This is a genomic window from Streptomyces sp. NPDC048506 (genome assembly GCF_040651315.1).
In the GTDB taxonomy this organism is placed as follows: domain Bacteria; phylum Actinomycetota; class Actinomycetes; order Streptomycetales; family Streptomycetaceae; genus Streptomyces.
Genome location: NZ_JBEZIX010000007.1, coordinates 32,005 through 58,183, shown reverse-complemented (window position 1 = coordinate 58,183; position 26,179 = coordinate 32,005). Strand labels below are relative to the sequence as shown.

28 protein-coding genes are annotated in these 26,179 nt (G+C 69.9%); 10 read left to right on the top strand and 18 right to left on the bottom strand.

Going from position 1 to position 26,179, the window contains the following annotated elements:
- The first annotated feature begins 139 nt into the window (after nucleotides 1–139).
- Entirely contained in the window at nucleotides 140–325 is a 186-nt protein-coding gene (locus AB0C96_RS07190) for a hypothetical protein (RefSeq protein WP_362914570.1), read from the top strand.
- Between the two features lie 876 nt (nucleotides 326–1,201).
- The gene (locus tag AB0C96_RS07185; RefSeq protein ID WP_362914568.1) at nucleotides 1,202–1,717 is read left to right on the top strand and encodes a hypothetical protein; all 516 of its coding nucleotides are present in this window, start codon (nucleotides 1,202–1,204) and stop codon (nucleotides 1,715–1,717) included.
- A gap of 194 nt (nucleotides 1,718–1,911) precedes the next feature.
- Here AB0C96_RS07185 and AB0C96_RS07180 read toward each other — a convergent pair whose 3' ends face one another.
- The 5 genes from AB0C96_RS07180 to AB0C96_RS07160 all read right to left on the bottom strand — a co-directional run bounded on the left by AB0C96_RS07180 (nucleotide 1,912) and on the right by AB0C96_RS07160 (nucleotide 6,468).
- Nucleotides 1,912–3,252, bottom strand: coding sequence for a dicarboxylate/amino acid:cation symporter (locus AB0C96_RS07180; RefSeq protein WP_362914566.1), 1,341 nt, complete (start codon nucleotides 3,250–3,252; stop codon nucleotides 1,912–1,914).
- Nucleotides 3,253–3,647: 395 nt separating this feature from the next.
- Nucleotides 3,648–3,935 carry a DUF4229 domain-containing protein gene (locus AB0C96_RS07175; RefSeq protein ID WP_362914564.1) on the bottom strand — a complete coding sequence of 96 codons (288 nt, stop codon included), beginning with the start codon at nucleotides 3,933–3,935 and terminating at the stop codon, nucleotides 3,648–3,650.
- Nucleotides 3,936–4,052: 117 nt separating this feature from the next.
- Nucleotides 4,053–4,577, bottom strand: coding sequence for a GNAT family N-acetyltransferase (locus AB0C96_RS07170; RefSeq protein WP_362914562.1), 525 nt, complete (start codon nucleotides 4,575–4,577; stop codon nucleotides 4,053–4,055).
- A gap of 55 nt (nucleotides 4,578–4,632) precedes the next feature.
- Nucleotides 4,633–5,796: an aminofutalosine synthase MqnE gene (gene mqnE, locus AB0C96_RS07165; RefSeq protein ID WP_362914834.1), complete on the bottom strand. Its 1,164-nt coding sequence runs from the start codon at nucleotides 5,794–5,796 to the stop codon at nucleotides 4,633–4,635.
- Nucleotides 5,797–6,009: 213 nt separating this feature from the next.
- A complete protein-coding gene (locus AB0C96_RS07160) occupies nucleotides 6,010–6,468 on the bottom strand; it encodes an Lrp/AsnC family transcriptional regulator (RefSeq protein WP_362914560.1) in 459 nt (152 codons plus the stop codon).
- 121 nt (nucleotides 6,469–6,589) lie between these two features.
- On the opposite strand from AB0C96_RS07160, the gene AB0C96_RS07155 reads away from it, so the two are divergent.
- Nucleotides 6,590–6,724, top strand: coding sequence for a hypothetical protein (locus AB0C96_RS07155; RefSeq protein WP_362914853.1), 135 nt, complete (start codon nucleotides 6,590–6,592; stop codon nucleotides 6,722–6,724).
- 31 nt (nucleotides 6,725–6,755) lie between these two features.
- Here the strand turns inward: AB0C96_RS07155 and AB0C96_RS07150 are convergent, their stop codons facing one another.
- The gene (locus tag AB0C96_RS07150; RefSeq protein WP_362914558.1) at nucleotides 6,756–7,481 is read right to left on the bottom strand and encodes a UbiX family flavin prenyltransferase; all 726 of its coding nucleotides are present in this window, start codon (nucleotides 7,479–7,481) and stop codon (nucleotides 6,756–6,758) included.
- A gap of 139 nt (nucleotides 7,482–7,620) precedes the next feature.
- On the opposite strand from AB0C96_RS07150, the gene AB0C96_RS07145 reads away from it, so the two are divergent.
- Entirely contained in the window at nucleotides 7,621–8,220 is a 600-nt protein-coding gene (locus tag AB0C96_RS07145; protein WP_362914556.1) for a rhomboid family intramembrane serine protease, read from the top strand.
- Nucleotides 8,221–8,243: 23 nt separating this feature from the next.
- On the opposite strand, the gene mqnP is transcribed toward AB0C96_RS07145, so the two are convergent.
- Nucleotides 8,244–9,146 carry a menaquinone biosynthesis prenyltransferase MqnP gene (gene mqnP / locus AB0C96_RS07140; RefSeq protein WP_362914554.1) on the bottom strand — a complete coding sequence of 301 codons (903 nt, stop codon included), beginning with the start codon at nucleotides 9,144–9,146 and terminating at the stop codon, nucleotides 8,244–8,246.
- Nucleotides 9,143–10,603 carry a menaquinone biosynthesis decarboxylase gene (locus AB0C96_RS07135; protein WP_362914552.1) on the bottom strand — a complete coding sequence of 487 codons (1,461 nt, stop codon included), beginning with the start codon at nucleotides 10,601–10,603 and terminating at the stop codon, nucleotides 9,143–9,145. The genes mqnP and AB0C96_RS07135 overlap by 4 nt, the downstream gene beginning before the upstream one ends.
- Nucleotides 10,604–10,691: 88 nt before the next feature.
- On the opposite strand from AB0C96_RS07135, the gene AB0C96_RS07130 reads away from it, so the two are divergent.
- From AB0C96_RS07130 to AB0C96_RS07115, 4 genes are all read left to right on the top strand, one after another.
- Entirely contained in the window at nucleotides 10,692–11,114 is a 423-nt protein-coding gene (locus tag AB0C96_RS07130) for a PLD nuclease N-terminal domain-containing protein (RefSeq protein WP_362914550.1), read from the top strand.
- Nucleotides 11,115–11,153: 39 nt separating this feature from the next.
- On the top strand, nucleotides 11,154–11,717 hold the full coding sequence (locus AB0C96_RS07125; RefSeq protein ID WP_362914548.1) for a nucleoside deaminase: 564 nt from the start codon (nucleotides 11,154–11,156) through the stop codon (nucleotides 11,715–11,717).
- A gap of 72 nt (nucleotides 11,718–11,789) precedes the next feature.
- Entirely contained in the window at nucleotides 11,790–12,404 is a 615-nt protein-coding gene (locus tag AB0C96_RS07120) for a DUF4291 domain-containing protein (protein WP_362914546.1), read from the top strand.
- 214 nt (nucleotides 12,405–12,618) lie between these two features.
- Nucleotides 12,619–14,046 (top strand): alkaline phosphatase family protein, encoded by a 1,428-nt coding sequence (locus AB0C96_RS07115; protein ID WP_362914544.1) that lies wholly within the window; start codon nucleotides 12,619–12,621, stop codon nucleotides 14,044–14,046.
- A gap of 140 nt (nucleotides 14,047–14,186) precedes the next feature.
- Here the strand turns inward: AB0C96_RS07115 and ccsB are convergent, their stop codons facing one another.
- The 7 genes from ccsB to hemL all read right to left on the bottom strand — a co-directional run bounded on the left by ccsB (nucleotide 14,187) and on the right by hemL (nucleotide 21,909).
- On the bottom strand, nucleotides 14,187–15,278 hold the full coding sequence (ccsB, locus tag AB0C96_RS07110) for a c-type cytochrome biogenesis protein CcsB (protein ID WP_362914542.1): 1,092 nt from the start codon (nucleotides 15,276–15,278) through the stop codon (nucleotides 14,187–14,189).
- Nucleotides 15,275–17,047, bottom strand: a complete 1,773-nt coding sequence (locus tag AB0C96_RS07105) for a cytochrome c biogenesis protein ResB (protein WP_362914540.1) — start codon at nucleotides 17,045–17,047, stop codon at nucleotides 15,275–15,277. Before AB0C96_RS07105 ends, ccsB begins: the two co-directional genes overlap by 4 nt.
- A gap of 3 nt (nucleotides 17,048–17,050) precedes the next feature.
- Nucleotides 17,051–17,818: a cytochrome c biogenesis protein CcdA gene (locus AB0C96_RS07100; protein WP_362914832.1), complete on the bottom strand. Its 768-nt coding sequence runs from the start codon at nucleotides 17,816–17,818 to the stop codon at nucleotides 17,051–17,053.
- A gap of 11 nt (nucleotides 17,819–17,829) precedes the next feature.
- Nucleotides 17,830–18,441: a TlpA disulfide reductase family protein gene (locus tag AB0C96_RS07095; protein WP_362914538.1), complete on the bottom strand. Its 612-nt coding sequence runs from the start codon at nucleotides 18,439–18,441 to the stop codon at nucleotides 17,830–17,832.
- Between the two features lie 78 nt (nucleotides 18,442–18,519).
- Nucleotides 18,520–19,746, bottom strand: a complete 1,227-nt coding sequence (locus AB0C96_RS07090) for a hypothetical protein (RefSeq protein ID WP_362914536.1) — start codon at nucleotides 19,744–19,746, stop codon at nucleotides 18,520–18,522.
- Between the two features lie 148 nt (nucleotides 19,747–19,894).
- A complete protein-coding gene (locus AB0C96_RS07085) occupies nucleotides 19,895–20,575 on the bottom strand; it encodes a histidine phosphatase family protein (RefSeq protein WP_362914534.1) in 681 nt (226 codons plus the stop codon).
- 8 nt (nucleotides 20,576–20,583) lie between these two features.
- Nucleotides 20,584–21,909 carry a glutamate-1-semialdehyde 2,1-aminomutase gene (hemL, locus tag AB0C96_RS07080; protein WP_362914532.1) on the bottom strand — a complete coding sequence of 442 codons (1,326 nt, stop codon included), beginning with the start codon at nucleotides 21,907–21,909 and terminating at the stop codon, nucleotides 20,584–20,586.
- A gap of 453 nt (nucleotides 21,910–22,362) precedes the next feature.
- Here hemL and AB0C96_RS07075 point away from each other — a divergent pair, with 453 nt between their 5' ends.
- Complete coding sequence (locus AB0C96_RS07075; protein ID WP_003980983.1) at nucleotides 22,363–22,800, top strand: hypothetical protein; 438 nt, start codon at nucleotides 22,363–22,365, stop codon at nucleotides 22,798–22,800.
- 155 nt (nucleotides 22,801–22,955) lie between these two features.
- Here the strand turns inward: AB0C96_RS07075 and AB0C96_RS07070 are convergent, their stop codons facing one another.
- A complete protein-coding gene (locus AB0C96_RS07070) occupies nucleotides 22,956–23,738 on the bottom strand; it encodes an SDR family oxidoreductase (RefSeq protein ID WP_362914830.1) in 783 nt (260 codons plus the stop codon).
- A gap of 230 nt (nucleotides 23,739–23,968) precedes the next feature.
- A complete protein-coding gene (locus AB0C96_RS07065) occupies nucleotides 23,969–24,469 on the bottom strand; it encodes a cupin domain-containing protein (RefSeq protein WP_362914530.1) in 501 nt (166 codons plus the stop codon).
- Nucleotides 24,470–24,599: 130 nt separating this feature from the next.
- Between AB0C96_RS07065 and AB0C96_RS07060 the strand changes: the two genes are divergently transcribed.
- Entirely contained in the window at nucleotides 24,600–24,842 is a 243-nt protein-coding gene (locus tag AB0C96_RS07060) for a hypothetical protein (protein ID WP_362914528.1), read from the top strand.
- On the opposite strand, the gene AB0C96_RS07055 is transcribed toward AB0C96_RS07060, so the two are convergent.
- On the bottom strand, nucleotides 24,793–25,923 hold the full coding sequence (locus AB0C96_RS07055) for an MFS transporter (RefSeq protein WP_362914828.1): 1,131 nt from the start codon (nucleotides 25,921–25,923) through the stop codon (nucleotides 24,793–24,795). The genes AB0C96_RS07060 and AB0C96_RS07055 overlap by 50 nt on opposite strands.
- Nucleotides 25,924–26,179 lie beyond the last annotated feature (256 nt).

Sequence of the window (26,179 nt, the reverse complement as noted above, 5' to 3'; positions counted from 1 at the left end):
GCAGGTCGCACAGCAGGGCATCGACACCGCCCCGGCATCCGCCTGTGGACCGGCAGCACGGGGCCGCCGATGCGCAGCCGTCGCTGCTGGTCATGGGCGCCGAGGCCACCGGTGCCGGATGGGCATGTCATCGGGCGGCATGCTGGCCCAGATGGTGCCCGCCGACCACCCCGACCGGTTGATCAGCGCCACTCCCAGGGGCACCAGCGCCCTCAACACCGTCCCGGCCGATGAACTCCCTGGTGCCGCGCCCGAGGTCCAGGAGGTGCGGACGTGCCGGGCGACAGTTCACATCCCCAGAACCGGTTCGCTGCGCTTGGCTTGATCCCCACGTTGCTTTCTGCGGCGCCGTGCTGGTTTCTCGCCGTTACACCTGCGGCGGGCGTGGGTTGTCGGGTGCGGTGAGTGGGAAAGAAAAAGGCCGGTGGGGGTGGCCCCAGTGGCCCCCTACCGGCAGTGAACAGACGGCGCACGCCCCCACAAATCCTTCCCCCCACTCACGGGAGGGGCCGCGCCGCAGGACGAAGTCCGGAGGAGCGGCACCGCACCCGACACACAACGCCCGCCGCAGGCACAACGGCGACAAGCCCCCACGGCGGGACAGCCGACAACGTGGGGCGAGCGCCGGCCGCCAGGCCACGGCGGGACGGCCAAAAACGTGGGAAGGCAGCCAAGCGCAGCGACCGGCTCGTCCACCGGGGCGGCCTCATCGATGCGGATGCTGGTCGCGCCGGCGTAGGCGTCGCGGTCCAGGATCTTCTCCTTGGCCGAGACCAGGATCGGGATGACCGACTGGCCGGCGACGCCGAACCCTCAGCAGCGTCAACCGCCATGCCCGAACCAGCTCCCCTAGTCGCGCGCGACCAACCGGCGCACGCTATGGCGACCAACCTGCATGCGCCGAACACGATCGCCACCGCACCGAGGGAATCCCGCTCAGAACGAGGGCGTTCAGAGGATCTGGGATGCGATTGCGTCGTCGCTGCTGGCGGGTCTGCACCGCGCCGCCGCGACGGCCAGAGCGTCGCCGGGCGCCGATCCTCCGGCAGTGCCATGCCCTCGACCGGTGGGCTGTTCGGGTCATATGCCAGTCGCAACCCCGAAAATGTAACTCACAGTGATCGCCCCGGAGGTGAAAAGTCGCTGTGCGTGTAACTGTGAGGCGGGCGGAGCTCCCGCCCCGAACCCCATCTCATGAGGAGTGTCAGTGACGCAGCAGCCGTACGCGCCGCCCCAATCGCAGCCCATGCCGCAGGGCTACTACCCGCCGCAGCCCCAGCCGTACTACCCGCCGCAGGGCTACTACCCGCCGCCGCCCCCGCCGTACTACCCCCCGCAGGGCTACTACCCGCCGCAGCCCCAGCCGTACTACCCCCCGCAGCACGACGGCGAGAAGGAATACCCGCAGCTCACCGCAGCGACGGTGAAGGGGACTGTACTCGGCCAGGCGCAGGCTCAAATCAGCGCGAAGCTCATCGACAGCGACGGCGAGCCCATCAAGGGCGTGCCGATCACTTTCACTGTTGGTTCGGGCCGGCAGATCGGTATCGGGGTAACGGACGCCACCGGCGTCGCGCGCCTCGACAGCGGATCCAACCTTCTCGACCCCCTGCTGTGGGCCCAGGCCCTCGGCTCTGGTTACGAGGTGCAGTTCCAGGGCAACAAGAAGTTCATGCCCGCGCTCGCACACGGCAAGATCGAACCCGGAATCGGCTGACCGACTGAGACCGCGGGCCGTTCACGCGGCCGACGCCGACCAGACGGGCAAGGCCTCTGTCCTGGAAGGTGATGCCTGCCGCGTCAGTGGCCAGCCCGTCGTCTGAGCCGCGGCCGAGCAGATGCCTGTGGCAGCGCACGCAAATGTGCCCCGACCTTGCGGAGAAGGTCGGGGCACATCCATGAAAGGCAAGGTCAGGCGGCGACCGGTACCTTCGTCTCCGCGTCAGCAGCAGTCGCCGCGGTCAGGCTGATGCTGGTCGCGCCGGCGTAGGCGTCGCGGTCCAGGATCTTCTCCCTGGCCGAGACCAGGATCGGGATGACCGACTGGCCTGCCACGTTGGTGGCCGTCCTCATCATGTCCAGGATCGGGTCGATGGCCATCAGCAGACCGACGCCCTCCAGGGGCAGGCCCAGGGTGGAGAGGGTCAGCGTCAGCATGACCGTCGCGCCGGTCAGACCGGCGGTGGCGGCGGAGCCGATGACCGAGACGAAGGCGATCAGGACGTAGTCGGCCACGCTCAGGTGGACGTTGAAGATCTGGGCGATGAAGATCGCGGCGATGGCCGGGTAGATCGAGGCGCAGCCGTCCATCTTGGTCGTCGAGCCGAACGGCACCGCGAAGGAGGCGTACTCGCGCGGCACGCCGAGGCGCTCGGTGACCTTCTGGGTGACGGGCATGGTGCCGACCGACGAGCGGGAGACGAACGCCAGCTGGATGGCGGGCCAGGCGCCGCGGAAGAACTGAAGCGGGTTGACCTTGGCGACGGTCGACAGCAGCAGCGGGTAGACGCCGAAGAGGACCAGGGCGCAGCCGAGGTAGATGTCGACGGTGAAGGTCGCGTACTTGCCGATCAGGTTCCAGCCGTAGGTGGCGATGGCGTTCCCGATGAGGCCGACGGTGCCGAGCGGGGCGAGCCGGATGACCCACCACAGGGCCTTCTGAAGCAGCTCCAGCACGGAGCGGCTGATCTTCAGCACCGGCTCGGCCTTCTCGCCGAGCTGGAGCGCCGCGATACCGGCGACGGCCGCCATGAAGACGATCTGGAGGACGTTCAGCTCGGTGAACGGCGTGATGACGTCGGTGGGGACGATGCCGGTCAGGAAGTCGATCCAGGAGCCGGCGTGCTCGGGGAGCTTGCCGTCCTTGGGGGTCAGGCCGGTGCCCGCGCCGGGGTTGGTGAGCAGGCCGATCACCAGGCCGATCGCGACGGCGATCAGCGAGGTGGCCATGAACCACAGCAGGGTGCGGGTGGCCAGCCGGGCGGCGTTGTTGACCTGTCGCAGGTTGGTGATGGACACCAGGATCGCGAAGAACACCAGCGGCGCCACGGCCAGCTTCAGCAGTTGGACGAAGAGGTCACCGATGTGCTGGAGCGTCGAGGTGAGCCAGCCGAGGTCACCGTTTTTGGCGATGCCGCCGAGCAGCACGCCCAGCGCGAGGCCGATCAGGATCTGGGCCCAGAACGGGACCTTGGGTATTCGGGAGGACTTGGGGGTCTGGGCGGACGCGGTGGTCTCGGCAGACGTGGACAACGGACACACTCCGGGAACAGATGAGACGTCGGGAAACGGCGTGGATGAGCGCCAGGAGGTCCGTGCTTCGAACAGGATCTCCGGCCGCTGGATCAGATCGGTCAGCGGCGGCAACAGGCCGCGGACATACAGCGGCAAAGATCGACGTGCAGGCGCGCCACGAGCGGAACGCTCATGGGGGACGGGGGCGCGGCTGCGGTCTTCACGATAAGCACGTTAACACTTGAACTTTGAGGAACCCAAAGAAAATCTTTGGGACCGGTGGGGTCGGAGCGGGCGGCACAACCCCCAACAACGCGGCAGGCGCCCGGCCGTGGAGCGTCGTCCACGGCGCCGGGCGCCTGCGAGGTGTGCGGCGGCTGTGATGCGTCTGACAGCCGGCCGGGGAGGGTGGCCTACAGCCCGTCCTCCTGGCTGGCGTTGGCCGCGAGCCGGGCACGCTGACGGTCGACCTTGTCGACGATCTGCTCGGACATCGCGTTCCGCTGCTTGCGCAACAGCACGAAGCTGAGCGGCGCGGAGATCACGATGGCGAGCAGCAGCATCCAGACGGTGTTGGCCGCGCCCACCGCGAGCGGGATGACGTGGACATACGCCAGCCCCCAGACCACCGCGAAGCAGGCAACGAACAGGCCGATGCGAAGGGCGGTGTAGCGGAGCGTGGCGAACTTGTGGCTACTCACGGCGGGGGACCTTCTTCTCAACGGCAACCGAAAGGGTCGCCTTCCAGTCAAGCACAGCACGACCGGTGATCTTCCGGACCCCCGGCGCCCCTCACCCCGTGGGGGCCGGCCCAGCTCTCAGCCCAGCTCCAGCCACATCGTGATGTCGTCGCGGAAGTCGTCCTCGGCGACCTTGATCGCGCGGGGGACCCGGCCGACCTCCTTGTAGCCGCAGGTCTCGTAGAAGCGGCGGAGGCCGGTGCCGCCGCGGCAGGTCAGGCGTATCGCGGTGATGCCGTCGATCGTCCGGGCGGAGTCGGCGACCGCGGCCATCAGCCGGCGGCCGATGCCCCGGCCCTGGAGGGAGGGGTGGACCATGACGCTGTATATCCACAGCCAGTGCTTCATCAGGTGGTGGCCGTTGGGGGCGAGGTAGGCCGTCGCCAGGACCCGGCCGGCCTCGTCGCGGCCGACCAGGAGGCGCTCCCGCCCCTCGGCCAGGGCCGCCAGCTTCTTGACCAGCTCGGGGCGGATGTCGTCGCGCGTCACCGGCGGCACGAAGCCCACCGCACCGCCCGCGTTGGAGACGTCGGTCCACAACGCGCACAGACCGTCGTGGAGTTCGGGGGTGACGACGGGGTCCAGGTCGAAGCGCACGTTCATGACCCGGACCCTAACGCCCACCCCTGACAGACGGCCCTGACCAGCCGAGATGCGCTCAGACGCGCATCGCCTGGGGCGACTCGCGCCGCTCGGGGTCCGGGCCGGGGTACTCGCGGATCGCCTCGTAGCGGGTGTTGCGCTCGACGGGGCGGAAACCGGCGTCGCGGATCAGCTCCAGCAGGTCCTCGCGGGTGAGCTTGTTGGGCGTGCCGTAGTTGTCCGCGTCGTGCGTGATCTTGTACTCGACGACCGAGCCGTCCATGTCGTCCGCGCCGTGCTGGAGGGCGAGCTGGGTGGTCTGGAGACCGTGCATCACCCAGAAGCACTTGATGTGCGGGACGTTGTCGAAGAGGAGGCGGGAGACCGCGAAGACCTTCAGCGCCTCGGCACCGGTGGCCATGGTCGTGCGCGCCTGGAGCCGGTTGCGGACCTTGCCGTCCTTCATGTCGACGAAGTCGTGCTGGTACCGCAGCGGGATGAAGACCTGGAAGCCGCCGGTCTCGTCCTGGAGTTCCCGCAGCCGCAGCACGTGGTCGACGCGGTGACGGGGCTCCTCGATGTGCCCGTAGAGCATGGTCGAGGGGGTCTTGAGGCCCTTTTCGTGGGCGAGGCGGTGGATCCGCGACCAGTCCTCCCAGTGGGTGGCGTGGTCGACGATGTGCTGCCGCACCTCCCAGTCGAAGATCTCGGCGCCGCCGCCGGTGAGCGACTCCAGACCGGCGTCGATCAGCTCGTCGAGGATCTCCGAGGCGGACAGGCCCGAGATGGTCTCGAAGTGGTGGATCTCGGTGGCGGTGAAGGCCTTCAGCGAGACGTTCGGCAGGGCCTTCTTCAGCTCGCTCAGCGACCGCGGGTAGTAGCGCCACGGCAGATTGGGGTGCAGCCCGTTGACGATGTGCAGCTCGGTGAGGTTCTCGTTCTCCATCGCCTTGGCGAGGCGGACGGCCTCCTCGATGCGCATCGTGTACGCGTCCTTCTCGCCCGGCTTGCGCTGGAACGAGCAGTAGGCGCACGACGCGGTGCACACGTTCGTCATGTTGAGGTGGCGGTTGACGTTGAAGTGGACGACGTCGCCGTTCTTGCGGGTGCGCACCTCGTGGGCGAGACCGCCCAGCCATGCCAGGTCGTCGGACTCGTAGAGGGCGATGCCGTCCTCGCGGGTCAGCCGCTCCCCGGCGTGGACCTTCGCCTCCAGCTCGCGCTTGAGGCCCACATCCATCGACGCAGCCATCCGGTCGCCTCCCAGTCTCCGCCCTGTCCTCAAGGCATGTGTCTCTCCGGCCGCTTCGTCAGCCGCGTCCCGTCAGCCGTGTCGCTGGCCGTTTCGATGCGGATAACGAGCTTTGCCGAGCCTACTCCCCCGTCAGGACGGCGGACGGGGCGCCCTTGGCGCACCCGTCCGCCGCTCTGTCTCCTGCCGCAACCCGGTGGCCTATTCGACCTCTTCGGGCAGCTCGCCGACGCGGTTCTCCCACTTGGTGGAGAGCACGATGGTGGTGCGCGTACGGGAGACGCCCTTGGTGCCGGAGAGCCGCCGGATGGTGCGCTCCAGGCCGTCGACGTCGCCCACCCGCACCTTGAGCATGTAGGAGTCGTCGCCGGCGATGAACCAGCAGTCCTCGATCTCTTCGAGGTCGCGCAGCCGGCGGGCGACGTCCTCGTGGTCGGCCGCGTCCGAGAGGGAGATGCCGACCAGGGCGGTGACGCCGAGGCCGAGCGAGGCGGCGTCGACCGTCGCGCGGTAGCCGGTGATCACCCCGGCCGCTTCGAGGCGGTTGATCCGGTCCGTGACGCTCGGCCCGGAGAGGCCCACGAGCCGGCCGAGCTCCGCGTACGAGGCGCGGCCGTTCTCGCGAAGTGCCTGGATGAGCTGCCTATCCACCGCGTCCATGCCCTCAAGCCTTCCAATCTTTACGCATTTTCGAGTTCCGCATGTAGAATCTAAGGCATACAGGGCCTAGGCCCTGCGATTCTTTCAAGCGATCAAAGAAGATCCGACAGGAGTTGTCACCGTGTACTCGATCGAGATGGCCTACGCCCGCATGCGCGAGCTTCAGGACCAGGCCAATCGTTCACGTGCCCACAAGCCCGCGAAGCAGCGGGCCCGGCGCCGCTTCGGCCTCGCCACCGCAGCGAAGCAGCGCTGACCGACCGGGAGAGCGCCGACTCAGGCGCCGACTAAGGAGCGTCCGGGGCCTCCTCTTCCTTGGAGCCGCCCCGAAGCTCCCCCTCCCAACGCCGGTACAACCCGTGCGGCACCTCCGCCGCGTCGAGCACCCGGCCGGCGACGAAATCCACCAGGTCCTGGATGTGCGTCGCCCCTGCGTAGAACGCCGGCGAGGCGGGCAGCACCACGGCGCCCGCCTCGTCCAGGGCCACCAGATGCCTCAGCGTCGGCCCGTTCAGCGGAGTCTCCCGCACCGCGACCACCAACCGCCGCCGCTCCTTGAGCGTCACGCTCGCCACCCGCTGTAGCAGGTCCTTCGACAGCCCCAGCGCCACCCCGGCCACACACGCCGTGCTCGCCGGGACGATCAGCATCCCCTTCACCGGATACGAACCCGACGAGGGCCCGGCCGCCAGATCCCCGGCCGCCCAGTAGCGCACCCGCGCCAGGTCCGCCTCCGTCACCGGAAACGTCGCCGGTTTGCCGTCCGCGCCACGCGCCAGCCATTCCCGCAGGTCGGCACGCCAGTGCGCGTCTCGGAAGGCGATACCGGTCTCGTCCAGCAGCGTCAGTCGCGACGCCCGGCTGACGATCAGGTCCACCGCCTCCCCGGCGGCGAGCAACCCGCGCACCACGGAGGCCGCATACGGCGTCCCGGACGCGCCGGAGATCCCCACGACCCACGGACGGCGCCGACCGGGGTCCTGCTTACTGGTGTCGTTGTGCGGCGGCTCCACGCATCGAGCCTATCCGGCGGAACCAGCGAGCCCCTCACGGCCGTTCTTACGAGTGCGCCCCTCGCCGTGGCCCGGCGGGGACGCACCGACGAGACGCACCGACCAGGAGTGAGGGCCGGAGATGAGGGGACGGCCGGAGATGACCGGACGAGCAAGGCCCGCGATCTGTCTGATGCTGGGCTGGGTGGCGCTGCTCTGGCTGCTGGAAGGCGTCGACTTCGTCACCGGAGGTGCGCTGGACGCCTTCGGCATCCAGCCGCGCGAGCCCGGCGAGCTGGTGGACGTGGTGCCCGCCGCCTTCATGCACTTCGGCTTCGGCCATCTGGCGGCCAACACCCTGCCGTTGCTGATCCTCGGCTTCATCGCCGCACTGCGCACCGGTGTGCGCCGCTTCCTCGCCGTCGTCCTGCTGATCATCCTCGCCAGCGGCCTGGGCGTATGGCTGACCGCCGCCCCCGGAAGCAACACCGCGGGCGCGTCCGGCGTCGTGTTCGGCCTCTTCGGCTACCTCTTGGTGCGCGGCTTCATCGAACGCAAGCCGCTCGACATCGGCATCGGCCTGGCCGTCGGGGTCCTGTACGGCTCGATTCTGTGGGGCGCACTGCCCACCGACAGCGGGATCAGCTGGCAGGGCCACCTCTTCGGGCTGATCGGCGGCGTGCTCGCCGCCTTCGCCCTCCGCGAGCGCCCGCGCAGCACCGGCGCCGTCACCACCGCCGCCCCCCGCGCCACGCTGTAGCCCTCAGACCGTGCCGGAGCCCCTCAGACCGTCAGCCCGCGCACCAGCAGGTCCAGCAGCGCGCAGACGAAGAGCGCAATCCCGATGAAGCCGTTGACCTGGAAGAACGCCCGGTTGAGGCGGGTCAGGTCGTGCGGCTTCACGATCGTGTGCTCGTAGAGGAAGGCCGCCGCCACGATCACCAGGCCCAGCCAGAAGAACGCGCCGGCGCCGGTCGCCAGCGCGTACCAGACGAAGAGGGCCGTCGTGACGAGGTGACACCCGCGCGCCCCCCAGATCGCGGCCGGGATGCCGAACCGGGCGGGGACGGACCGCACGCCGATCTCACGGTCCGTCTCCACGTCCTGGCAGGCGTAGATCAGGTCGAAGCCGCCAATCCAGACGCCGACCGCCAGGCCCAGGATCGCCGCCTCCCAGGACCAGGAGCCGCTGATCGCGAGCCAGGCGCCGACCGGGCCGATCGCCTGGGCGAGGCCGAGGATCGCCTGCGGGAAGTTCGTGAACCGCTTGCCGTACGGATAGACCACCATCGGCACCACGGCGAACGGTGCGAGCGCCAGGCACAGCGGGTTCAGCAGGGCGGCCGCGCCGAGGAAGACGACGAGCGCGATCAGTGCGCCGGTCCACGCGGACTTCACCGACACCGCGCCGGTGACCAGTTCGCGGTGCGCGGTGCGCGGGTTGCGGGCGTCGATCTCGCGGTCGATGATCCGGTTCGCGGCCATGGCGAAGGTGCGGAGGCCGACCATGCAGACGGTCACGAGGAGCAGGCGGGCCCAGTTGATGGTCCGGTCCCCCTGGTACATCGCGGTCAGGGAGGCGATGTAGGCGAAGGGCAGCGCGAAGACCGAGTGCTCGATCATCACCAGGCGCAGGAACGCCCGGGTGCGGCCCTGCTGCGGGACGGCTGCGGATGCGCTGGTCACGAGAGGCCGTACTCCTTCCAGCGGCGGTCCACCAGCGCCGCCGTTCGCGGGTCGGACTCGACCATGTCGGGCCAGCCCCCGTCCCTGGTGTAGCCCTCCTCGGGCCACTTCTTGGTTGCGTCGATGCCTGCCTTGCCACCCCAGAACTGCTGGTAGGAGGCGTGGTCGAGGTGGTCGACGGGCCCCTCGACGACGGTCAGGTCGCGGGCGTAGTCGGTGTTGCCGAGCGCCCGCCAGGAGACCTCGTGGAGGTCGTGGACGTCGCAGTCGGCGTCGACGACGACGATGAGTTTGGTGAGCGACATCATGTGCGCGCCCCAGATGGCGTGCATGACCTTCTGGGCGTGCTTGGGGTACTTCTTGTCGATCGAGACGATCGCGCAGTTGTGGAAGCCGCCGGACTCGGGGAGGTGGTAGTCCACGATGTCCGGGACGATGATCTTGAGCAGGGGGAGGAAGAAGCGCTCGGTGGCGCGGCCGAGCGGGCCGTCCTCGGTCGGCGGGCGGCCGACCACGATCGACTGGAGCAGCGGGCGCTTGCGCATCGTCACACAGTCGATGGTCAGCGCCGGGAACGGCTCCTGCGGCGTGTAGAAGCCGGTGTGGTCGCCGAACGGCCCCTCCGGCAGCATCTCGCCGGGCTCCAACCAGCCTTCGATGACGACCTCGGCGTTGGCCGGGACCTGGAGCGGGACGGTCTTGCAGTCGACCATCTCGATCCGCTTGCCCTGGAGGAAGCCGGCGAAGAGGTACTCGTCGATATCGCCGGGGAGCGGGGCGGTGGAGGCGTAGGTGACGGCCGGGGGGCAGCCGAAGGCGATGGCGACCGGCAGCTTCTCCCCGCGCTTGGCGGCGACCTGGTAGTGGTTGCGGCTGTCCTTGTGGATCTGCCAGTGCATGCCGATGGTGCGCTTGTCGTGGCGTTGCAGGCGGTAGAGGCCGAGGTTGCGGACGCCGGTCTCGGGGTGCTTGGTGTGCGTCAGGCCGAGGTTGAAGAAGGAGCCGCCGTCCTTGGGCCAGGTGAACAGGGCCGGGAGCTGCTCCAGGTCGACCTGGTCGCCCTGGAGGACGACCTCCTGGACGGGCGCGTTCTCGCCCTTCACCTTCTTCGGCGGGACGTGCGTCATGCCGGCGAGCTTGCCGAACGCCTCGCGGACGCCGACGAAGCCGTGTGGCAGCTCGGGCTTGAGCAGCCCGCCGATCTTGGCGCTGATCTCCTCGTACGACGCCAGGCCGAGCGCCTTCAACAGGCGGCGGTCGGTGCCGTAGACGTTCATGGCGAGCGGCATCGCGGAGCCCTTGACGTTCTCGAAGAGCAGCGCGGGTCCGCCGGACTTCTGCACCCGGTCCACGATCTCGCCGACTTCCAGGTACGGGTCGACCTCGGCCTTGATGCGCTTGAGGTCGCCTTCCCGCTCAAGGGCGCGCAGGAACGAGCGGAGATCGTCGTAAGCCATGCGCTCCAGTATCGGGTACGCACTACCCTGGGCGGGTCACCGGGCCCTGGCGGGGGCCCGCCGTCGCGCGCAGGGGGCTCGTTCCACAATGCTCAGGTATCTGCCGTTCCTACTGGTGCTGGCCCTGTGGATCTATGCGTTCATCGACTGCCTCAACACCCCCGAGTCGCAGGTGCGCGGTCTGCCGAAGGTGGTGTGGGTGATCGTCATCCTGCTCTTCGGCGAGGTGCTGGTCGGCCCGATCGCCTGGCTGGTGGTGGGCAGGCACCGGCAGCCGGTGGTGGGCGGCGGTGGCAGTACGCCCTCGGAGTGGCACCGCAACCACAGTGCGAAGTGGGTCGCGCCGGACGACAACCCCGAGTTCCTCAGGTCCCTCAAGGAGGAGAACAAGAAGGACGAGGCGCTGCTGAAGGACTGGGAGGCCGATCTGCGGCGCCGCGAGGAGGAGCTGCGGCGCAAGCAGGACGGGGCCGCGAACGGTCCGGACGACACTCCGCCGGCCAAGGGCTAGGGGCGTCCCCGGGTGGCTGGTGCCGCGTACGGTGAGCCCATGGACCGTACGCAGGACTGGGATCGGGATCGCGACGAGCTCCGCCTGCACGGCGGCACAGACGGGCACGGCGGTACCGACGGGCACAGTGGTCCGTCCGGTCACCCTCCGCACCTTCAGGAGCAGGCCCGCGCGATGCTGGCGACGGCCGTCGCCGAGGCGCGGGCGGGGCTGGCCGAGGGGGGCATCCCGATCGGTGCGGCGTTGTTCGGGGCGGACGGCGTGCTGTGGGGGCGTGGCCACAACCGTCGGATTCAGGACGGGGACCCGACGATGCACGCGGAGACGGCGGCCTTCCGGGCGGCCGGTCGGCGGCGCAGTTACCAGGGGACGACGATGGTCACGACGCTCTCCCCGTGTTGGTACTGCTGCGGTCTGGTGCGCCAGTTCGGCATCTCGCGGGTGGTGATCGGCGAGGCGCGGACGTTCCACGGCGGGCATGACTGGCTCGCCCGGCACGGTGTGCGGATCGTGCTGTTGGACGACCCGGGGTGCGTGGAGATGATGCGGGAGTTCATCGGGGCGCATCCGGCGCTGTGGCACGAGGACATCGGGGTGGATTGAGCCCGTGACGCCCGGCTCGGTGCGCCCAATTGGGTGGCCGCGAGCGGTGGCGGTCGGTGAGGATGGTCCGCCATGAGCACTGGTCAGAGCAGTTCCGAGCCCGTCCGTCGTATCCGTGCCCAGTACACCGAGGAGACGGTGACGGTCTATCAGGCGTACGCGCCGGCACTGGGGGTGCCGGCCGCGCGGGACGGGCGGTTCCCGCCGGCGTGGAAGCGGGAGCGGATGACGTGGATCAAGCCGTCGTTCCTGTGGATGATGTACCGCTGCGGCTGGGGCACGAAGGCCGACCAGGAGACGGTGCTCGCGGTGGAGATCGACCGGGCGGGCTTCGACTGGGCGTTGCGGCACGCCTGTCTGTCGCACCACGACCCGGACGAGCATGCGGACCGGGGTGCCTGGCAGCGGCAGTTGAAGGGGTCGCCGGCGCGGGTGCAGTGGGATCCCGAGCGCGACCTCCGGCTGCGGCCGTTGCCGTACCGGTCGTTGCAGCTGGGGCTGGCGGGCGAGGCGTCGCGCCGGTACGCCGACGAGTGGACGGTGGCGATCCGGGACGTCACTCCGCTGGCTCGTGAGGTCCATGCGCGGGTGCGCTCGGGGGACGTCGAGGGGGCGGCCGCGTTGCTTCCGCAGGAGCGTCCCTACCCGGCACCCGGGGGAACTCCGGGCCTTCGCCGCGTGTCCTGACGCAGCCTCGTAAACGCGTAAATCCGGCCACCGAACGGTCCGTGGAGGGCTGCTTCGTGTGGCGTATGCGACGTAGTGCCGACCGGCCAACTCTGGTCCGTTCACGGCCAATTGAGGCACCGTTCAGAAACGCTCCCCTGCCCGGGAAACTCTCTCGCCGCCACAGTCATGTCGGCCCACTGAGGGCTCACGCGACTCAGGGAGAGTGGCACATATGCCCGACATGACCCGACGCAGACTCCTCGGCTCCGCGGCCGGCGCGGTCGGCGGCGCGGCGGCGCTGTCGCTGTTGCCGCCCAGCGTGCAGAAGGCCGTCGCCGCCGGCCCCGCACGGCACGGTTCACTGGACGACGTCGAGCACGTCGTCATGCTCATGCAGGAGAACCGTTCGTTCGACCACTACTTCGGCACCCTGCGCGGTGTCCGTGGCTTCGCGGATCCGGACGCGCTGACGCTGCCGGACGGCCGGTCCGTCTTCCACCAGCCGGACGCGGAGAACCCGGACGGCTACCTGCTGCCGTTCCGGCTGAACACCCACACCTCCAGCGCGCAGGCCATCCCGTCCACCAGCCATGCCTGGTCGGTGCAGCACGAGGCGTGGAACGGCGGCACGATGGACCGCTGGCTGCCGGCGCACCGCAAGGCGGACGGGGTGAACGGCCCGTATGTGATGGGCTATCACACGCGGGAGGACATCCCGTTCCAGTTCGCCCTCGCCGAGGCGTTCACGCTCTGTGACAACTACTTCTGTTCGGTCTTCGGGCCGACCTGGCCCAACCGGCTCTACTGGATGACCGGCACCCTCGATCCGGGCGGCGCGCGGGGCGGCCCGGTGCTGAACAACACCGCGCCCAAGCCGTACCGCTGGACGACGTACGCGGAGCGGCTGGAGGCGGCCGGCATCAGCTGGAAGGTGTACCAGGAGGAGGACGACTACGGCTGCAACCTGTTGGAGCAGTTCCAGACGTTCCGGGACTCACAGCCGGGTGAACCGCTGTACGAGCGGGGGATGCGGCCGCAGCCGGCCGGCACCTTCGAGGACGACGCCCGCAACGACCGGCTGCCGGCGGTGTCCTGGCTGATCCCGACCAGCCATCAGTCCGAGCATCCGGACTACCTGCCGGCTGCCGGCGCGGACTACGTGGCGCAGAAGATCGAGGCGATCGCGTCCAACCGGAAGGTGTGGGCCAAGACGGTCTTCATCCTGAACTACGACGAGAACGACGGACTCTTCGATCATGTGCCGCCGCCGGTGCCGCCGCCGGGTACGAAGGACGAGTTCGTGCGGGGGCTGCCGATCGGCGGTGGTTTCCGGGTGCCGTGCCTGATCGTCTCGCCGTGGACGGTGGGCGGCTGGGCGGCCGGTGACGCCTTCGACCACACGTCGGTACTCCAGTTCCTGGAGCGCTGGACGGGGGTCGAGGAGCCCAATATCAGCGACTGGCGGCGGGAGACGTTCGGCGATCTGACGTCGGCGTTCGGGTTCCGGCATGCGGCGCACCGCCCGCCGCGGCTCCCGGACGACACCGCCGAGCAGCTGGTCGAGGCGCAGTGGGAGGTGGCGCATCTGCCCAAGCCGACGCTGCCGGGTGGCGGGCAGTATCCGCCGCGGCAGGAGCGGGGGCGGCGCAAGCGGCGCTGAGGGGCCCCGGGCGGTAGGGCCCCTGGCCGTGAGGCTGTGAAGCCGTGGGCCCGTGGGGCCGCGGAGACGACGGTGCCGTACGGGCTGCCGAGTGGCAGGGCTCCCGTACGGCACCGCGGGGTGGTGGGCCGACCGGTGGGTCAGACTCCGGCGTAGGAGTGCAGGCCGGTCACGAAGATGTTCACGCCGTAGTAGTTGAAGAGGTAGCAGGCGAAGGCGATCAGGCCGAGCCAGGCGGCCTTGCGGCCCTTCCAGCCGGCGGTCGAGCGGGCGTGCAGGTAGCAGGCGTAGGCGACCCAGGTGATGAAGCTCCAGACCTCCTTGGGGTCCCAGCCCCAGTAGCGGCCCCAGGCGGCCTCGGCCCAGATGGCGCCGGCGATGATGGTGAACGTCCACAGCGGGAAGACGGTGGCGTTGATCCGGTAGGCGAACTTGTCCAGGGAGGCGGCGGAGGGCAGCCGTTCCAGGACGGAGCTGGCGAAGGCGCCGGGCTGCTTGCCGGTGGGGTCGGCGAGCTTGGCCTCGTAGCGGTCGCGGAAGAGGAACAGCAGGGTGGCGACGGCGCCGAGGTAGAGGACGGCGCCGGAGATGATGGCGCAGCTGACGTGGATCCACAGCCAGTAGGAGTGCAGGGCCGGGACGAGCTGGTCGCTGGCGGTGTAGAGGACGCTGACGGCGAGGCCCAGGTCGAGCAGGACGGTGGTGACCAGGGGGAGGCCGATCCAGCGGACGTTCTTCTTGAGCGTGAGCAGCAGCAGGTAGATGCCGACCGCGACGGCCGCGAAGGTGGTGGAGAACTCGTACATGTTGCCCCAGGGGGCACGCTGTACGGACAGGGCGCGGGTGACGACGCCGCCGACGTGGAGCGCCCAGGCGAGGACGGTGAGCGAGATGGCGATCCGGCCGTAGAGGTCGCCCTTCTCCGTGCCGCCGGCGGCGCCGGGGCCGTCGGGGACGTCGCGGCTGCCGGAGGCGGATTTGGTGATGACCTTGGGGCGCTCCAGTACGGCGGTGCCCCCGCCCTGCTGCGACGTCTGGACGGTGATCGTCGCGGAGGCCGGCGCGGCCGTCGACGTGAGGGCGGCGGCGGTGCGGCCGACCTTGCTGCGGCTGCCGAACACCCACTCGGCCATGTGGGCGATGAAGGCGAGGGTGTAGACCGCCATCGCCGAATAGACCAGCAGGTTGCTGTTGTGCGCCAGTGTCTCGTTGGCTGCGGCCGCGATGTTCACGCGCGCGCTCCTTCGGAGGGGTCAGCAGGACCGTCAGAGTCAGTGGGCTCCGCGGGGTCTGGGGAGGGTTCGGGGTCGGCGCCGGCTGCGGCGGGCGGGGCGATCGGCGCGTCGGGTTCCAGGGCCAGTGCGAGGTCGGCGAGCTCCTCGGGGAGCTTGGTGGACTCGTTGCGGCCGAGTCCGGCCATCTCGACGACGGTGACGGCGACGCCGTCCTCCTCGACCCGTTCGGCACGCACCCAGACCCGGCGCCGCTGGATGAACAGGGAGCCGGCCAGGCCCAGCAGGGCACAGGCCGCGCCGGTCAGCGCGAGGCCGTTGCCCGGCTGGTGGGCGATCTTGAAGCTGGCCCAGGTCTTGACGCCGTTGAAGGTGATGCTGCCGTCGCCGCCGGGCAGCTTCATGGTTTCGCCGGGCTTCATCATCTGGGCGACGGCCCGGCCGTCGACCTTGTACTGCGTCAGGCCCTTCATCTGGAGCTGGTAGACGTTCTGCGGCAGTCCGGAGTCGACGCCGAGGTCGCCGTGGTAGGCGGTCAGCACCAGGCGGGGGTTATCCAGGGCGGGGAACTGGGAGAACATCGTGCCGGAGCCCTTGCCGCCGAAGGTGGGCACGAAGAAGCCCTGGAAGCCGAGCTGGTTGCGCCTGCCGTCCTTGGTCCTGGCGCCGGGCACCTTGACCACGCCGGTCGAGGTGAAGTTCTTGGGGTCCTGCGGGAGGAAGGGGACGGCACCCTGGTAGACGACCTTGCCGCGGCCGTCCTTGACGGTGACTTCCGGCGAGTAGCCGTGCGAGAGGAGGTAGACCTTCGAGCCGGCGATGTCGAGCGGGGTGTTCACCTCGATGCTGGTCTTGTGCTCCGCGCCGTCCGCGCCGGCGAAGTACGAGATGTCGGCGCGGAAGATGCGCGGGGTGCCCTTCTGGGGGCCGGAGCGCTCGTAGGTGGCGACGAACTTGTTCAGGGTGAAGCCGAACGGCTCCAGGTTGTCGGTGTCGAAGAAGGCACCGGACTTGAAGTCGTCGTACTGGGTGATGCTGTTGGCGAAGCCGTCGCCTTCGGTGACCAGCTTGCCGCCTTCGGACTTCCACAGGCTGCCGACGGCGAACGCCACCAGCATCACGATCAGCGCGACGTGGAAGACCAGGTTGCCGACCTCGCGCAGGTAGCCCTTCTCGGCGGAGATCGCGGTGCCGGCCTGGTGGGCGCGGAAGCGGCGCTTCTTCAGCATCCGCTCGGCGGCGGCCAGGACCTCGTCGGGGTCGGCGTCGGTGCGCCAGGTGGTGTAGGCGGGCAGTCGGGTCAGCCGGCGCGGGGCGGCCGGCGGGCGGCCGCGGAGCTGTCCGACGAACTGCCAGCTGCGCGGCACGATGCAGCCGATCAGGGAGATGAACAGCAGCAGGTAGATCGCCGAGAACCACACCGAGCTGTAGACGTGGAACATCCCCAGCTTGTCGTAGAGCGCGCCGAGGGTCGCGTGGTCGGTCTTGAACTGGTCGACCTTGACCGGGTCGATGCTGGTCTGGGGGATCAGCGAGCCGGGGATGGCGCCGATCGACAGGAGGAAGAGCAGCAGCAGCGCGACCCGCATGGAGGTCAGTTGCCGCCAGAACCAGCGGGCCCAGCCGAGGGGGCCGAGCGAGGGGAGGGTGACGTCTTCCTTGGGCGCGGTGGAGAGCTGGGATCCGGCCGCGCCGAGATCGCTGCCCGCGTCGGCCGGGGCGGTGCCGCCGGATTCCGGGTCGCGGGGGGTGTCGGTCGTGGTGGACATCAATCAGATCCCAACGGTGATGCTTTGCGTCCAGCTCTGTAGTTCGGACATCAGCATGTCCCAGACGCCGGTGACGAGGAGGAGGCCGAGCGCGACCATCATGCCGCCGCCGGCCCGCATGACCCACACGTAGTGCCGCTTGACCCAGCCGAACGCCCCGAGCACCCGGCGGAAGGCGAGGGCGACGGCGATGAACGGCAGGCCCAAGCCCAGACAGTAGGCGACGGTGAGCACGGCGCCGCGGGTGGCGCTGGCCTGGTTGAGGGCCAGTGTGTTCACGGCGGTGAGGGTGGGGCCCAGGCAGGGCGTCCAGCCGACGCCGAAGAGCATGCCGATGACCGGCGCGCCGGCGAGCCCCATGGCAGGCTTCTTGTGGAACCGCAGCTCGCGCTGCCCGAAGCGCTTGAGGACACCGGCGAAGGCGAGCCCGAGCAGGATCATCAGCACGCCGAGCACGCGCGAGACGGTGCCCCGGTAGTCCTGGAGGGTGTCTCCGAAGTACCCGAAGAGGGCGCCGCCGGAGACGAAGACGGCGGTGAAGCCGAGGACGAAGAGGGTGGCGCCGGCCAGCATCCGGCCGCGGCGGGCCTCGGCGAGGTCGGTGCCGGTGACGCCGGTCACGTACGACATGTAGCCGGGGACGAGCGGCAGGACGCAGGGGGAGAAGAACGAGACCAGCCCGCCGAACAGGGCGACGGGCACGGCGGCGAGCAGGGCGCCGTTCAGGATGGTCTCGTTGCGGGGGGCCGCGGCGAGCAGTACGAGGTCCATGGCCGCGGCGGTCACTTCTCGGCGATCAGCTTGTTGACCATGCTGCGCAGATCGTCCTCGGTGAGCGGGCCGATCGAGCGTGCGGCGATCTTGCCGTGCCGGTCGATGGCGATCGTGGAGGGGATGGACTGCGGGTTGAGGCTGCCCTTGGGGAAGCGCAGCATCAGCCGGCCGGTGGGGTCGAACAGGCTCGGGTAGGGCACCTTGTGCTCTTCCTCGAAGCTGGTGGCCTGCGACTTCTCGGAGTCGCGGGTGTTGATGCCGACGAACTGGACGCCCTTGCCGCTGGTCTCCTTGGCGACCTTGACGAAGTTCGGCGCCTCGGCGATGCAGGGGCCGCACCAGGATCCCCAGACATTGAGGATGACGACCTTGCCCTTGTAGTCGGCGACGTCCAGCTGCTTGCCGGTGGTGGTCTCGCCGGAGAGGTCGGGCGCCGGCTGCCGGTCGCCCTGCTTGACGGTGTCGACGCCGTTCTTGCCCGGGACGAACCGGGTCTGGGCCGAGCCGCCGGAGACGCCGTCGCCGCAGGCGCTCAGCGTCAGCGAGGCGGCCGCGGCCGCTGCGGCGAGCAGAGCCAGGCGGCGGCGCGTGCGGCGCCGGGGGGCGCGGTCAGCACTCATGTGAAAAGTTTCGCATGGGCCTTTTCCGGATCTTCCGCACCCCCCTGGGTGGCTCGGCCCGGGTGTGGAAGGGGCACGTCAGGCCGCTGTGAGGTAGTCCTTCCAGCCGACCCTGGGGCGCTTGCCGACGGGGACCTCCTGGAGCAGGCGCAGCACCTCGGGGTCCTGGGCGTCCATCCAGTCGGTGAGCTGGCGGAAGGACACCAGATGGACGTCCTGGTTCTGCTCGTTGGCAATGTGCTTGAGGGCATCCTCGACGGCGTCCATATAGATACCGCCGTTCCACTGCTCGAAGTGGTTGCCGATGAAGAACGGCGCGCGATTGGTCTCGTAGGCGCGGCGGAATCCGGAGATATAGGCGTCGGTGGCCTGCTGGCGCCAGCCGGGGTAGTAGGCCGGCGGGGCATTGGTGGAGTTCCTGGACTGATTGGCGAGCATGTTGTAGTCCATCGAGAGCACCTCGAAAGAGTGCCCGGGGAACGGCACCTGCTGGAGCGGGTAGTCCCAGAGGCCCATCTTTTTCTTGGGCCACATCTGGAGTCCGCCGGGCGAGCTGGCGTCATAGCGCCAACCGAGTTCGTTGGCGATGGGCAGCAGGTTCTCCTGGCCGAGCAGGCATGGCGTGCGGCCGCCGACCAATTCCTGTCGGTAGTCGAAGGGCAGCGGTTCAAGATCGGCGAAACCGGTGTTGGTCCGCCACTTGGTGACGAAGTCCATCGCCTGCTCGATCTCGGACCGCCACTCCTCGGGCGACCAGTACCTGACCGAGGTGTCGGCGCTGCCGCAGAAGTGGCCGTTGAAGTGGGTGCCGACCTCGTGGCCGTCCAGCCAGGCCTGGCGGACGTACTTCAGGGTCTCCTGGATGTGGTCGTCGTTGAGGTAGCCGATGGCGGAGGCGCCGCGCGGGTTGTTCGGCGGTTCGTAGAGGTGCCTTTGGGATTCGGGCAGGAGATAGAGGCCGGAGAGGAAGAAGGTCATGGCCGCGCCGTGGTCCTTGGCGAGCTTGAGAAAGCGCGGGAAGAGGCCGTTTCCGACCTCTCCCGCGCCGTCCCAGGAGAAGACCACGAACTGCGGAGGGGTCTGTCCGGGCTCCATCCGTTCGGGTGCTTTCGGCTGGTACGGCTGCGCGCCGTAATTCGCGGTCGATCCGTCACCGATGAGCTTGGGGCGAGCCTGGACGGCGTTCTTTGCCTTCTGCCGGTCCGCCCCCGCGTCCGAGTCCGACGGCGAGCAGCCGGCGATACCTATCGCCGCGGCTGCCCCAACTCCCATGGTCAGCAGGTTTCGCCGACTGATCGTCCGCATACCCTCGTCCCCATCCATGCTCACCGAACTCGATATCCATATAAACGGACAACCGAGTAGGGGGCATGTTGAGCGAGGAGGGGGTCCGGGTTAATCGCTCAGATATTTCATTTTGCTCGCCTTTACCGCTCCGCCATATGACGCAGCATCAGGCCCCGAAAGCCTTGGCCTTTCCCTTGACGGGTTTGGCGCCGGCCAGCAGGTGGGAGGGAACCAGGTCGCGCGCCGGCTCGCTGTACCCCACCGAAATGATCTTGTCGCCGTGGAACGTGAACGACGTCAGCGACGCCAGCGTGCACTGCCGCCTCCGCGGGTCGTGCCACAGCCGCCGCCGCTCCGCGAAGCTGCGGACGATCCAGATCGGCAGCTGATGGCTGACCGCCACCGCCTCGTGCCCCCGGGCCGCGTCCCGCGCCGCGCCGAGCGCCGCCATCATCCGCACGACCTGCTCGATGTACGGCTCGCCCCACGACGGCCGGAACGGATTCGTCAGGTACTTCCAGTTCCCCGGCTTCTTCAGCGCACCGTCACCGACCCCGAAGGTCTTCCCCTCGAAGACGTTGGCCGCCTCGATCAGCCGCTCGTCGGTGGCCAGCTCCAGGCCGTGCACACCCGCGATCGGCGCCGCGGTCTCCTGCGCACGCTCCAGCGGCGAGGCGACGACATGGGTGATGTCGCGCTGCGCGAGGTGCTCGGCGACCCGGTCGGCCATCTTCCGCCCGAGGTCGGAGAGGTGGTAGCCCGGCCGGCGCCCGTACAGCACGCCCTCGGGGTTGTGCACCTCGCCGTGCCGCATCAGGTGGACAACGGTGATCTCTTCGCTGCTCATGTCACCCATCATTCCGTCGCTTCGGCGGCGGCCCGGGCGGCGGCCGGCAGGGCGGCCGCGATCCGCTCGACGGCCTGTGCGTCGTGCGCGGTCGAGACGAACCACGACTCGAAGGCGGACGGCGGGAGGTAGACGCCCTGCGCCAGCATCGAGTGGAAGAAGGCGGTGAAGCGGAAGGACTCCTGCGCCTTGGCCTGGTCGTAGTTCGTGACCTCCGCACCGCTGAAGAAGACCGAGAACATGTTGCCCGCCACCTGGAGGCGGTGCGCCACGCCCTCCTTCGCCAGCGCCGCGGTGACCAGCCCCCGCAGCTCGGCGGAGACCGCGTCGACCGTCTGGTACGCGGCGTCGTCCAGCAGCCGCAGCTGGGCGACGCCGGCCGCGGTGGCGATCGGGTTCCCGGACAGGGTGCCCGCCTGGTAGACCGGGCCGGCCGGGGCCAGCTGCGCCATGACGTCGGCGCGGCCGCCGAAGGCCGCGGCCGGGAAGCCGCCGCCCATCACCTTCCCAAAGGTCATCAGATCCGGGCGAACACCATCGATTCCGTACCAACCGGACTTGCTGACGCGGAAGCCGGTCATCACCTCGTCGGAGATGTACAGCGCGCCGTTGGCGGCGCACAGGTCCTTCAGCCCCTGGTTGAAGCCGGGCAGCGGCGGCACCACGCCCATGTTGCCGGGCGACGCCTCGGTGATCACACAGGCGATCTCGCCGGGGTGCGCGGCGAACGCGGCCCGCACCGCCTCCAGGTCGTTGTAGGGCAGCACGATGGTGTCGCCGGCCTGCGCGCCGGTCACCCCCGGCGTGTCGGGCAGGCCGAACGTCGCCACGCCCGAGCCGGCCGCGGCCAGCAGCGCATCCACGTGCCCGTGGTAGCAGCCCGCGAACTTGACCACCTTCGGCCGGCCGGTGAAGCCGCGCGCCAGCCGGATCGCGGACATCGTCGCCTCGGTGCCGGACGACACCAGACGCACCTGCTCGACCGGCTCGATCCGGGCCACGATCTCCTCGGCCAGCTCGACCTCGCCCGCGCCGGGCGTGCCGAACGACGTACCGCGGGCGACCGCCTCCTGGACCGCGGCGATCACCTCGGGGTGCGCGTGACCGAGGATCATCGGCCCCCACGAGCACACGAGGTCGACGTACTCACGGCCGTCGGCATCGGTGAGGTACGGACCGGTACCGGACACCATGAACCGGGGCGTACCGCCCACGGCCCGGAACGCCCGCACCGGAGAGTTGACGCCGCCCGGCGTCACCACGGACGCACGCTCGAACAGCGACTGCGAAACAGGGGCTTCAAAAGGAAAAGACACTGTGATCCTGACCTGCATAAACGGGGTGGGCGGCGGCGCACGGACACGGCCCGGCTGACAACGTGCGGGAATCCCCGCTTGGACCTCCTAGGGTGCCGCGCGGTTCCCGCTCGATCCTTTTTTGATTCCTCTCGCTTCCGACCGGGCGTCAGCCCCCAGTCGTCTGCGAAACTGGGGCGACGTACGAGTAAGTCACGCAAGCAATGGTCTCAGAGGCGCACGGGGGCGTGCGGCCGGGCGTTTCATGCGCCGGCGACGGGGGAGGTCTCTGAGACGATGATCGGGTTGCGCGGCTGGGGCTGCGAGTGGTCGGGTGGAGATATGCATCGCGGTGGCGAACTGGGCGAGGGAACCGATGACCGGGGTTCCGGGCGCGCCCAGCGCGGCCGTCACCGGCGCGAGGACCGTGAGGGCCGCGACGACCGCGCGAACACCGAGAACATCAAGGGTGGAGAAATCAGAGGCCGGGGCATGGGGGTGACGTACAAGTACTTCGGCGCGCCGAACGGTGCGACCGCGGCCCGTGTCCCGATCTCCATGCGCCCGGAGGAACTCGGCGGTGACGAGCTCGGCATGGGCGGCATGTTCACCAAGATCAAGCCGGAGACGATGGCCGCCATGGTCCTCACCGGTATAGAGGGCATACCGCTCCACAAGGTTCCGCCCCTCGAACTCGTCGTCCTGCACCCCGACTACGCCGTCGTCAAGCTGCCCATGACCGTGGTCGACCCGCTGCGCGGGGTCGGCGAGGAGTCGGTCGGCGCGGCCGCCTTCATCTGGTCCACCGTCCCCGACCGGGGCGGCCCGCGCGACGCCTTCACCGTCTACCAGCTGCTGCACGAGTGGCAGGACTTCAGCCACCGGCTGCACGAGGCGGGGCACCAGGCGTACTGCCTGGTGTGGCCGTAACGGTTCAGCGGCAGCGGTCCGAGAGGGAACGGTTCGGCGGGCGCGAACCGGCCGCGGGCGCCCCGGTGCCCCCGCCGGGCCGCCCGCCGAGGCAGCCTCCGGGGTAGCCCCGGGGTGAGCCGCGGGGCTACCCGCCCGGGTGGCCGCCGGACCGCTCACCAGGTGGGCCGGGCCGACACCCCGCCGTCCACGACGAGGTCGTGCCCGCTGATCCAGGACGCCATCGGTGAGGCGAGGAACACACAGGCGTCGCCCACGTCCTCCGGCCGCCCCAGCCGCCCGGTCGGCACCGCCGCCCGCCAGCGCCGCACCCCCTCCGGCCAGTCCTCGGCCAGGCCCGGGCGCGCGATCAGCCCCGGCGAGACGCTGTTGACGCGGATCCCGTACGGCCCGTACTCCAGCGCCGCCGCCCGCGCATGCATCACCACGGCCGCCTTGGACGCGCAGTAGTGGGCGTGCTGCGGCGCCGGCCGGTCCGCCTCGATCGAGGCGATGTGCGTCACCGAGCCGCCGCCGCCCTCCCGCATCACGGCCGCCGCGGCCTGGGTGCAGGCGAACACCGAGTGCACGTTCACGTCCGCCACCGCCCGCCAGTCGGCGAGCGACATGGTCGCCAGCTCCTGCGTCGGCTGCACCCCCGCGTTGTTCACCAGGGCGGTCAGCCGGCCGCGCCAGTCGGCCGCCTCGGCCACCAGCCGGTGGCACTCCGCCTCGACGGCCAGGTCCGCGGAGAGCGCCCGCGCCTGCCCGCCGCCCTGCTCGATCCGCGCCACCAGCGCCCGTGCCGCCTCGGCGCCCGTACGGTGGTGCACCACGACGGCCGCCCCGGCAGCCGCGAACCGCAGCGCGATCCCGCTGCCGATGCCACCGGCGGCCCCGGTGACGAGCACGACCTGTCCACTGAGATCGGGCAGCTCGGCCGGCCCGGGTTGGCGGATCCGGCCGGGTTCACCAGTTTGATCGGGTTGATCGGGTTGGCTGGCTTGGCTGGCTTGGCCGGGCTGACCGGGCTGACCGGGCTGACCGGGCTGACCGGGCTGACCGGGCTGACCGGGCTGACCGGGCTGACCGGGCTGACCGGGCTGACCGGATCGTGTCGGTCGGCCCTCCGCCCCGAAAGCATCCGCCCCGTCCCCGGCGTTGGGCTCACGAGGGGTTCGCACCCCTGTCATGACCGGCTCAGCGCGGCGATCCGCGCTGCCTCCCCGGGGAAGCGCGCGGCCAGTTCGGCGGCGTCCCCGTGCTCGTAGTCCTCGTAGGTGAATCCGGGAGCCATCGTGCAGCCGAAGAGCGTCCAGGCACCGCCGTCGGCGACCTCGGCGGCCATCCACGTCCCGGCGGGTACCGCGTACTGGACCTGTTGCCCGCCCAGGACGTCCGGGCCGAGCACGACCGTGCGGGCGGGGCCGCCCTCGGGGAGGAGGAACAGGTTGAGCGGGTCGCCCGTGTAGAAGTGCCAGATCTCGTCGGTCGGCAGCCGGTGCAGGGCGGAGAAGTCGCCCGGCTCGGCGGTCAGCAGCATCACGATCGCCGTCCCCTCGGGCCGCCCGTCGGGGCGCCGCGGACCCGCCCAGGTCTGTCGGAACCGTCCGCCCTCCCGGGGCAGCGGCACCAGCCCGTAGAGCTCGATCAGCGCCTCGGGGAGCGGGGCGCGGGGGTGCTCGTCCATCGGTGGGGTACCCCTCCCACTCGTCCGCCGCTCTCGGTGGAGCCGGCGTGGTGTCGGTCGTGTCGGTGGTCGTGTCGGTGGTGATCCACCCTAGGCACCGGGGCGGCACGTCGGCGGGCGCAATCGGGCCATGTCTGAACCCTCGGCCGACGACCCGTCAGCCGTCTGGGACGCCGTCGACGGGCTGGTGCGCCGGCTCGACCGGGAGAGCGCGCTGCCGCCGGAGCAGGAGCGGCTGCCCGTTACGGCTGTCAGTGACGTGAGGCACGTCCACTCCTGGCAGCTGAAGGCCAGCACCGCGGGTTCCGGAAAGGACGCGTCGTTCACCGTCCACCGCATCCTGGCCCCGGTCCATGACGCGGCCGCCCGCTGAGGAGCACCACGGAGGCCCCGACGGTCAGCAGTCCGCCGGCGAGGAAGGTGCCGCGCACGTCGGCGAGCGGCAGGACCAGTCCCCCGAGCGCGGCGCCGACCGCGATACCGGCGTTGTAGGAACCGGAGTTCGCCGCGAGTGCGATATCCGTACGGCCCGGTGCGCAGTGCAGCATCGCGTTCTGGGTGGCCATGAACACCGGCCCCAGCGCCCCGCCCATCAGCACCAGGAACACCACCGCCGCCACCGGATCGGCGCCGGCCGCGTACAGGCCGAGCATGCCCACCGCCTGCGTGGCCACGGCACTGGTCAGCGCGGCCTGCGGAAAGCGGTCCAGCAACGCACCGGTGATGCTCACCCCGGCCAGACACGCCACGCCGAAAGCCACGAGCAGGGCGCTGACCGTGCTCGGAGGGAACCCACTCACCTCGCCCAGAAACTTCACGATGTAGGTGTATCCCGCGAACGCCCCGGTGGCGGACAGGGTCCCGGCCGCCAGCACGATCCCGAACCGGCGGGCGTCGGGAGTGGTTCCGTAGGCGGCGGCCTCTTCTTCCGGACGCGTGGTCGGCAGCAGAACGGCGATCGTCACCAGAGAGACGAGCCCGAGAACCGCCGGCATGGCGACGGGCACCGGCCAGCCGTTCTGCCGGCCCAGCCAGGTCCCGGCGGGAACCCCGAGCACGAGGGCGAGTGAACCGGCCACGGACAGCGCCCCGACCACACGTCCACGGACCCCGGGCGCGAACAGGCCCACCGCAACCGGCCCCATCACGGCCCAGAACAGTGCCTGGGCGAGCGCGGTCAGCAGCCGCGCGACGAGGAGCAGCCAGTAGGAGGTCGCCAGCGCCGCAACCAGACTGGACACGACCAGTGAGGCCAGTAGTCCCGTGAGCACATGCCGTCGGGGCACGGCTCGCATGACGTGGGCGAGCGGCACAGACGCGACGGCCACCGTCACGCCGTAACCGGTGACCAGGAGACCGACCGCTGACACTGACACGCGCAGGCTCTCGGAGATGAGTTCCAGCAGGCCGATCGGCAGGTTCTCCGCAGTGTTGAAGGTGAAGGCGGCCAGCATCAGAGCCACGAGCACCGCCGACCTGCGCCATGGTGCCGGTCGCGGCGTGACTGCACGGTCTCTTCTCGACGTCTCCCGTTGCGCCTGCTCCGTCGCCTCGTCCATGGAAGTACTCGACCGAGCCCGCCGGTCCCGCCGCAACCGAATTCATCTGCCGTGTGGGCGAGGCTCAAGGGATCAACCTGGCCTTCTGGATCACCGGATACGGCTTCGATGGTGGCGGGGCGGGGCGGGTGCCGGCACCGCCCGGACCGCC

Coding starts and splice junctions, on each gene's coding strand:
- AB0C96_RS07190 (WP_362914570.1), top strand. CDS start 140: ATGCTGGCCCAGATGGTGCCCGCCGACCACCCCGACCGGTTGATCAGC.
- AB0C96_RS07170 (WP_362914562.1), bottom strand. CDS start 4,577: ATGAACGTGCGCTTCGACCTGGACCCCGTCGTCACCCCCGAACTCCAC.
- mqnE (WP_362914834.1), bottom strand. CDS start 5,796: ATGGATGTGGGCCTCAAGCGCGAGCTGGAGGCGAAGGTCCACGCCGGG.
- AB0C96_RS07160 (WP_362914560.1), bottom strand. CDS start 6,468: ATGGACGCGGTGGATAGGCAGCTCATCCAGGCACTTCGCGAGAACGGC.
- AB0C96_RS07145 (WP_362914556.1), top strand. CDS start 7,621: ATGACCGGACGAGCAAGGCCCGCGATCTGTCTGATGCTGGGCTGGGTG.
- AB0C96_RS07135 (WP_362914552.1), bottom strand. CDS start 10,603: ATGGCTTACGACGATCTCCGCTCGTTCCTGCGCGCCCTTGAGCGGGAA.
- AB0C96_RS07130 (WP_362914550.1), top strand. CDS start 10,692: ATGCTCAGGTATCTGCCGTTCCTACTGGTGCTGGCCCTGTGGATCTAT.
- AB0C96_RS07125 (WP_362914548.1), top strand. CDS start 11,154: ATGGACCGTACGCAGGACTGGGATCGGGATCGCGACGAGCTCCGCCTG.
- AB0C96_RS07120 (WP_362914546.1), top strand. CDS start 11,790: ATGAGCACTGGTCAGAGCAGTTCCGAGCCCGTCCGTCGTATCCGTGCC.
- AB0C96_RS07115 (WP_362914544.1), top strand. CDS start 12,619: ATGCCCGACATGACCCGACGCAGACTCCTCGGCTCCGCGGCCGGCGCG.
- AB0C96_RS07105 (WP_362914540.1), bottom strand. CDS start 17,047: ATGTCCACCACGACCGACACCCCCCGCGACCCGGAATCCGGCGGCACC.
- AB0C96_RS07100 (WP_362914832.1), bottom strand. CDS start 17,818: ATGGACCTCGTACTGCTCGCCGCGGCCCCCCGCAACGAGACCATCCTG.
- AB0C96_RS07095 (WP_362914538.1), bottom strand. CDS start 18,441: ATGAGTGCTGACCGCGCCCCCCGGCGCCGCACGCGCCGCCGCCTGGCT.
- AB0C96_RS07090 (WP_362914536.1), bottom strand. CDS start 19,746: ATGCGGACGATCAGTCGGCGAAACCTGCTGACCATGGGAGTTGGGGCA.
- AB0C96_RS07085 (WP_362914534.1), bottom strand. CDS start 20,575: ATGAGCAGCGAAGAGATCACCGTTGTCCACCTGATGCGGCACGGCGAG.
- hemL (WP_362914532.1), bottom strand. CDS start 21,909: ATGCAGGTCAGGATCACAGTGTCTTTTCCTTTTGAAGCCCCTGTTTCG.
- AB0C96_RS07075 (WP_003980983.1), top strand. CDS start 22,363: ATGGGGGTGACGTACAAGTACTTCGGCGCGCCGAACGGTGCGACCGCG.
- AB0C96_RS07065 (WP_362914530.1), bottom strand. CDS start 24,469: ATGGACGAGCACCCCCGCGCCCCGCTCCCCGAGGCGCTGATCGAGCTC.
- AB0C96_RS07060 (WP_362914528.1), top strand. CDS start 24,600: ATGTCTGAACCCTCGGCCGACGACCCGTCAGCCGTCTGGGACGCCGTC.
- AB0C96_RS07055 (WP_362914828.1), bottom strand. CDS start 25,923: ATGCTGGCCGCCTTCACCTTCAACACTGCGGAGAACCTGCCGATCGGC.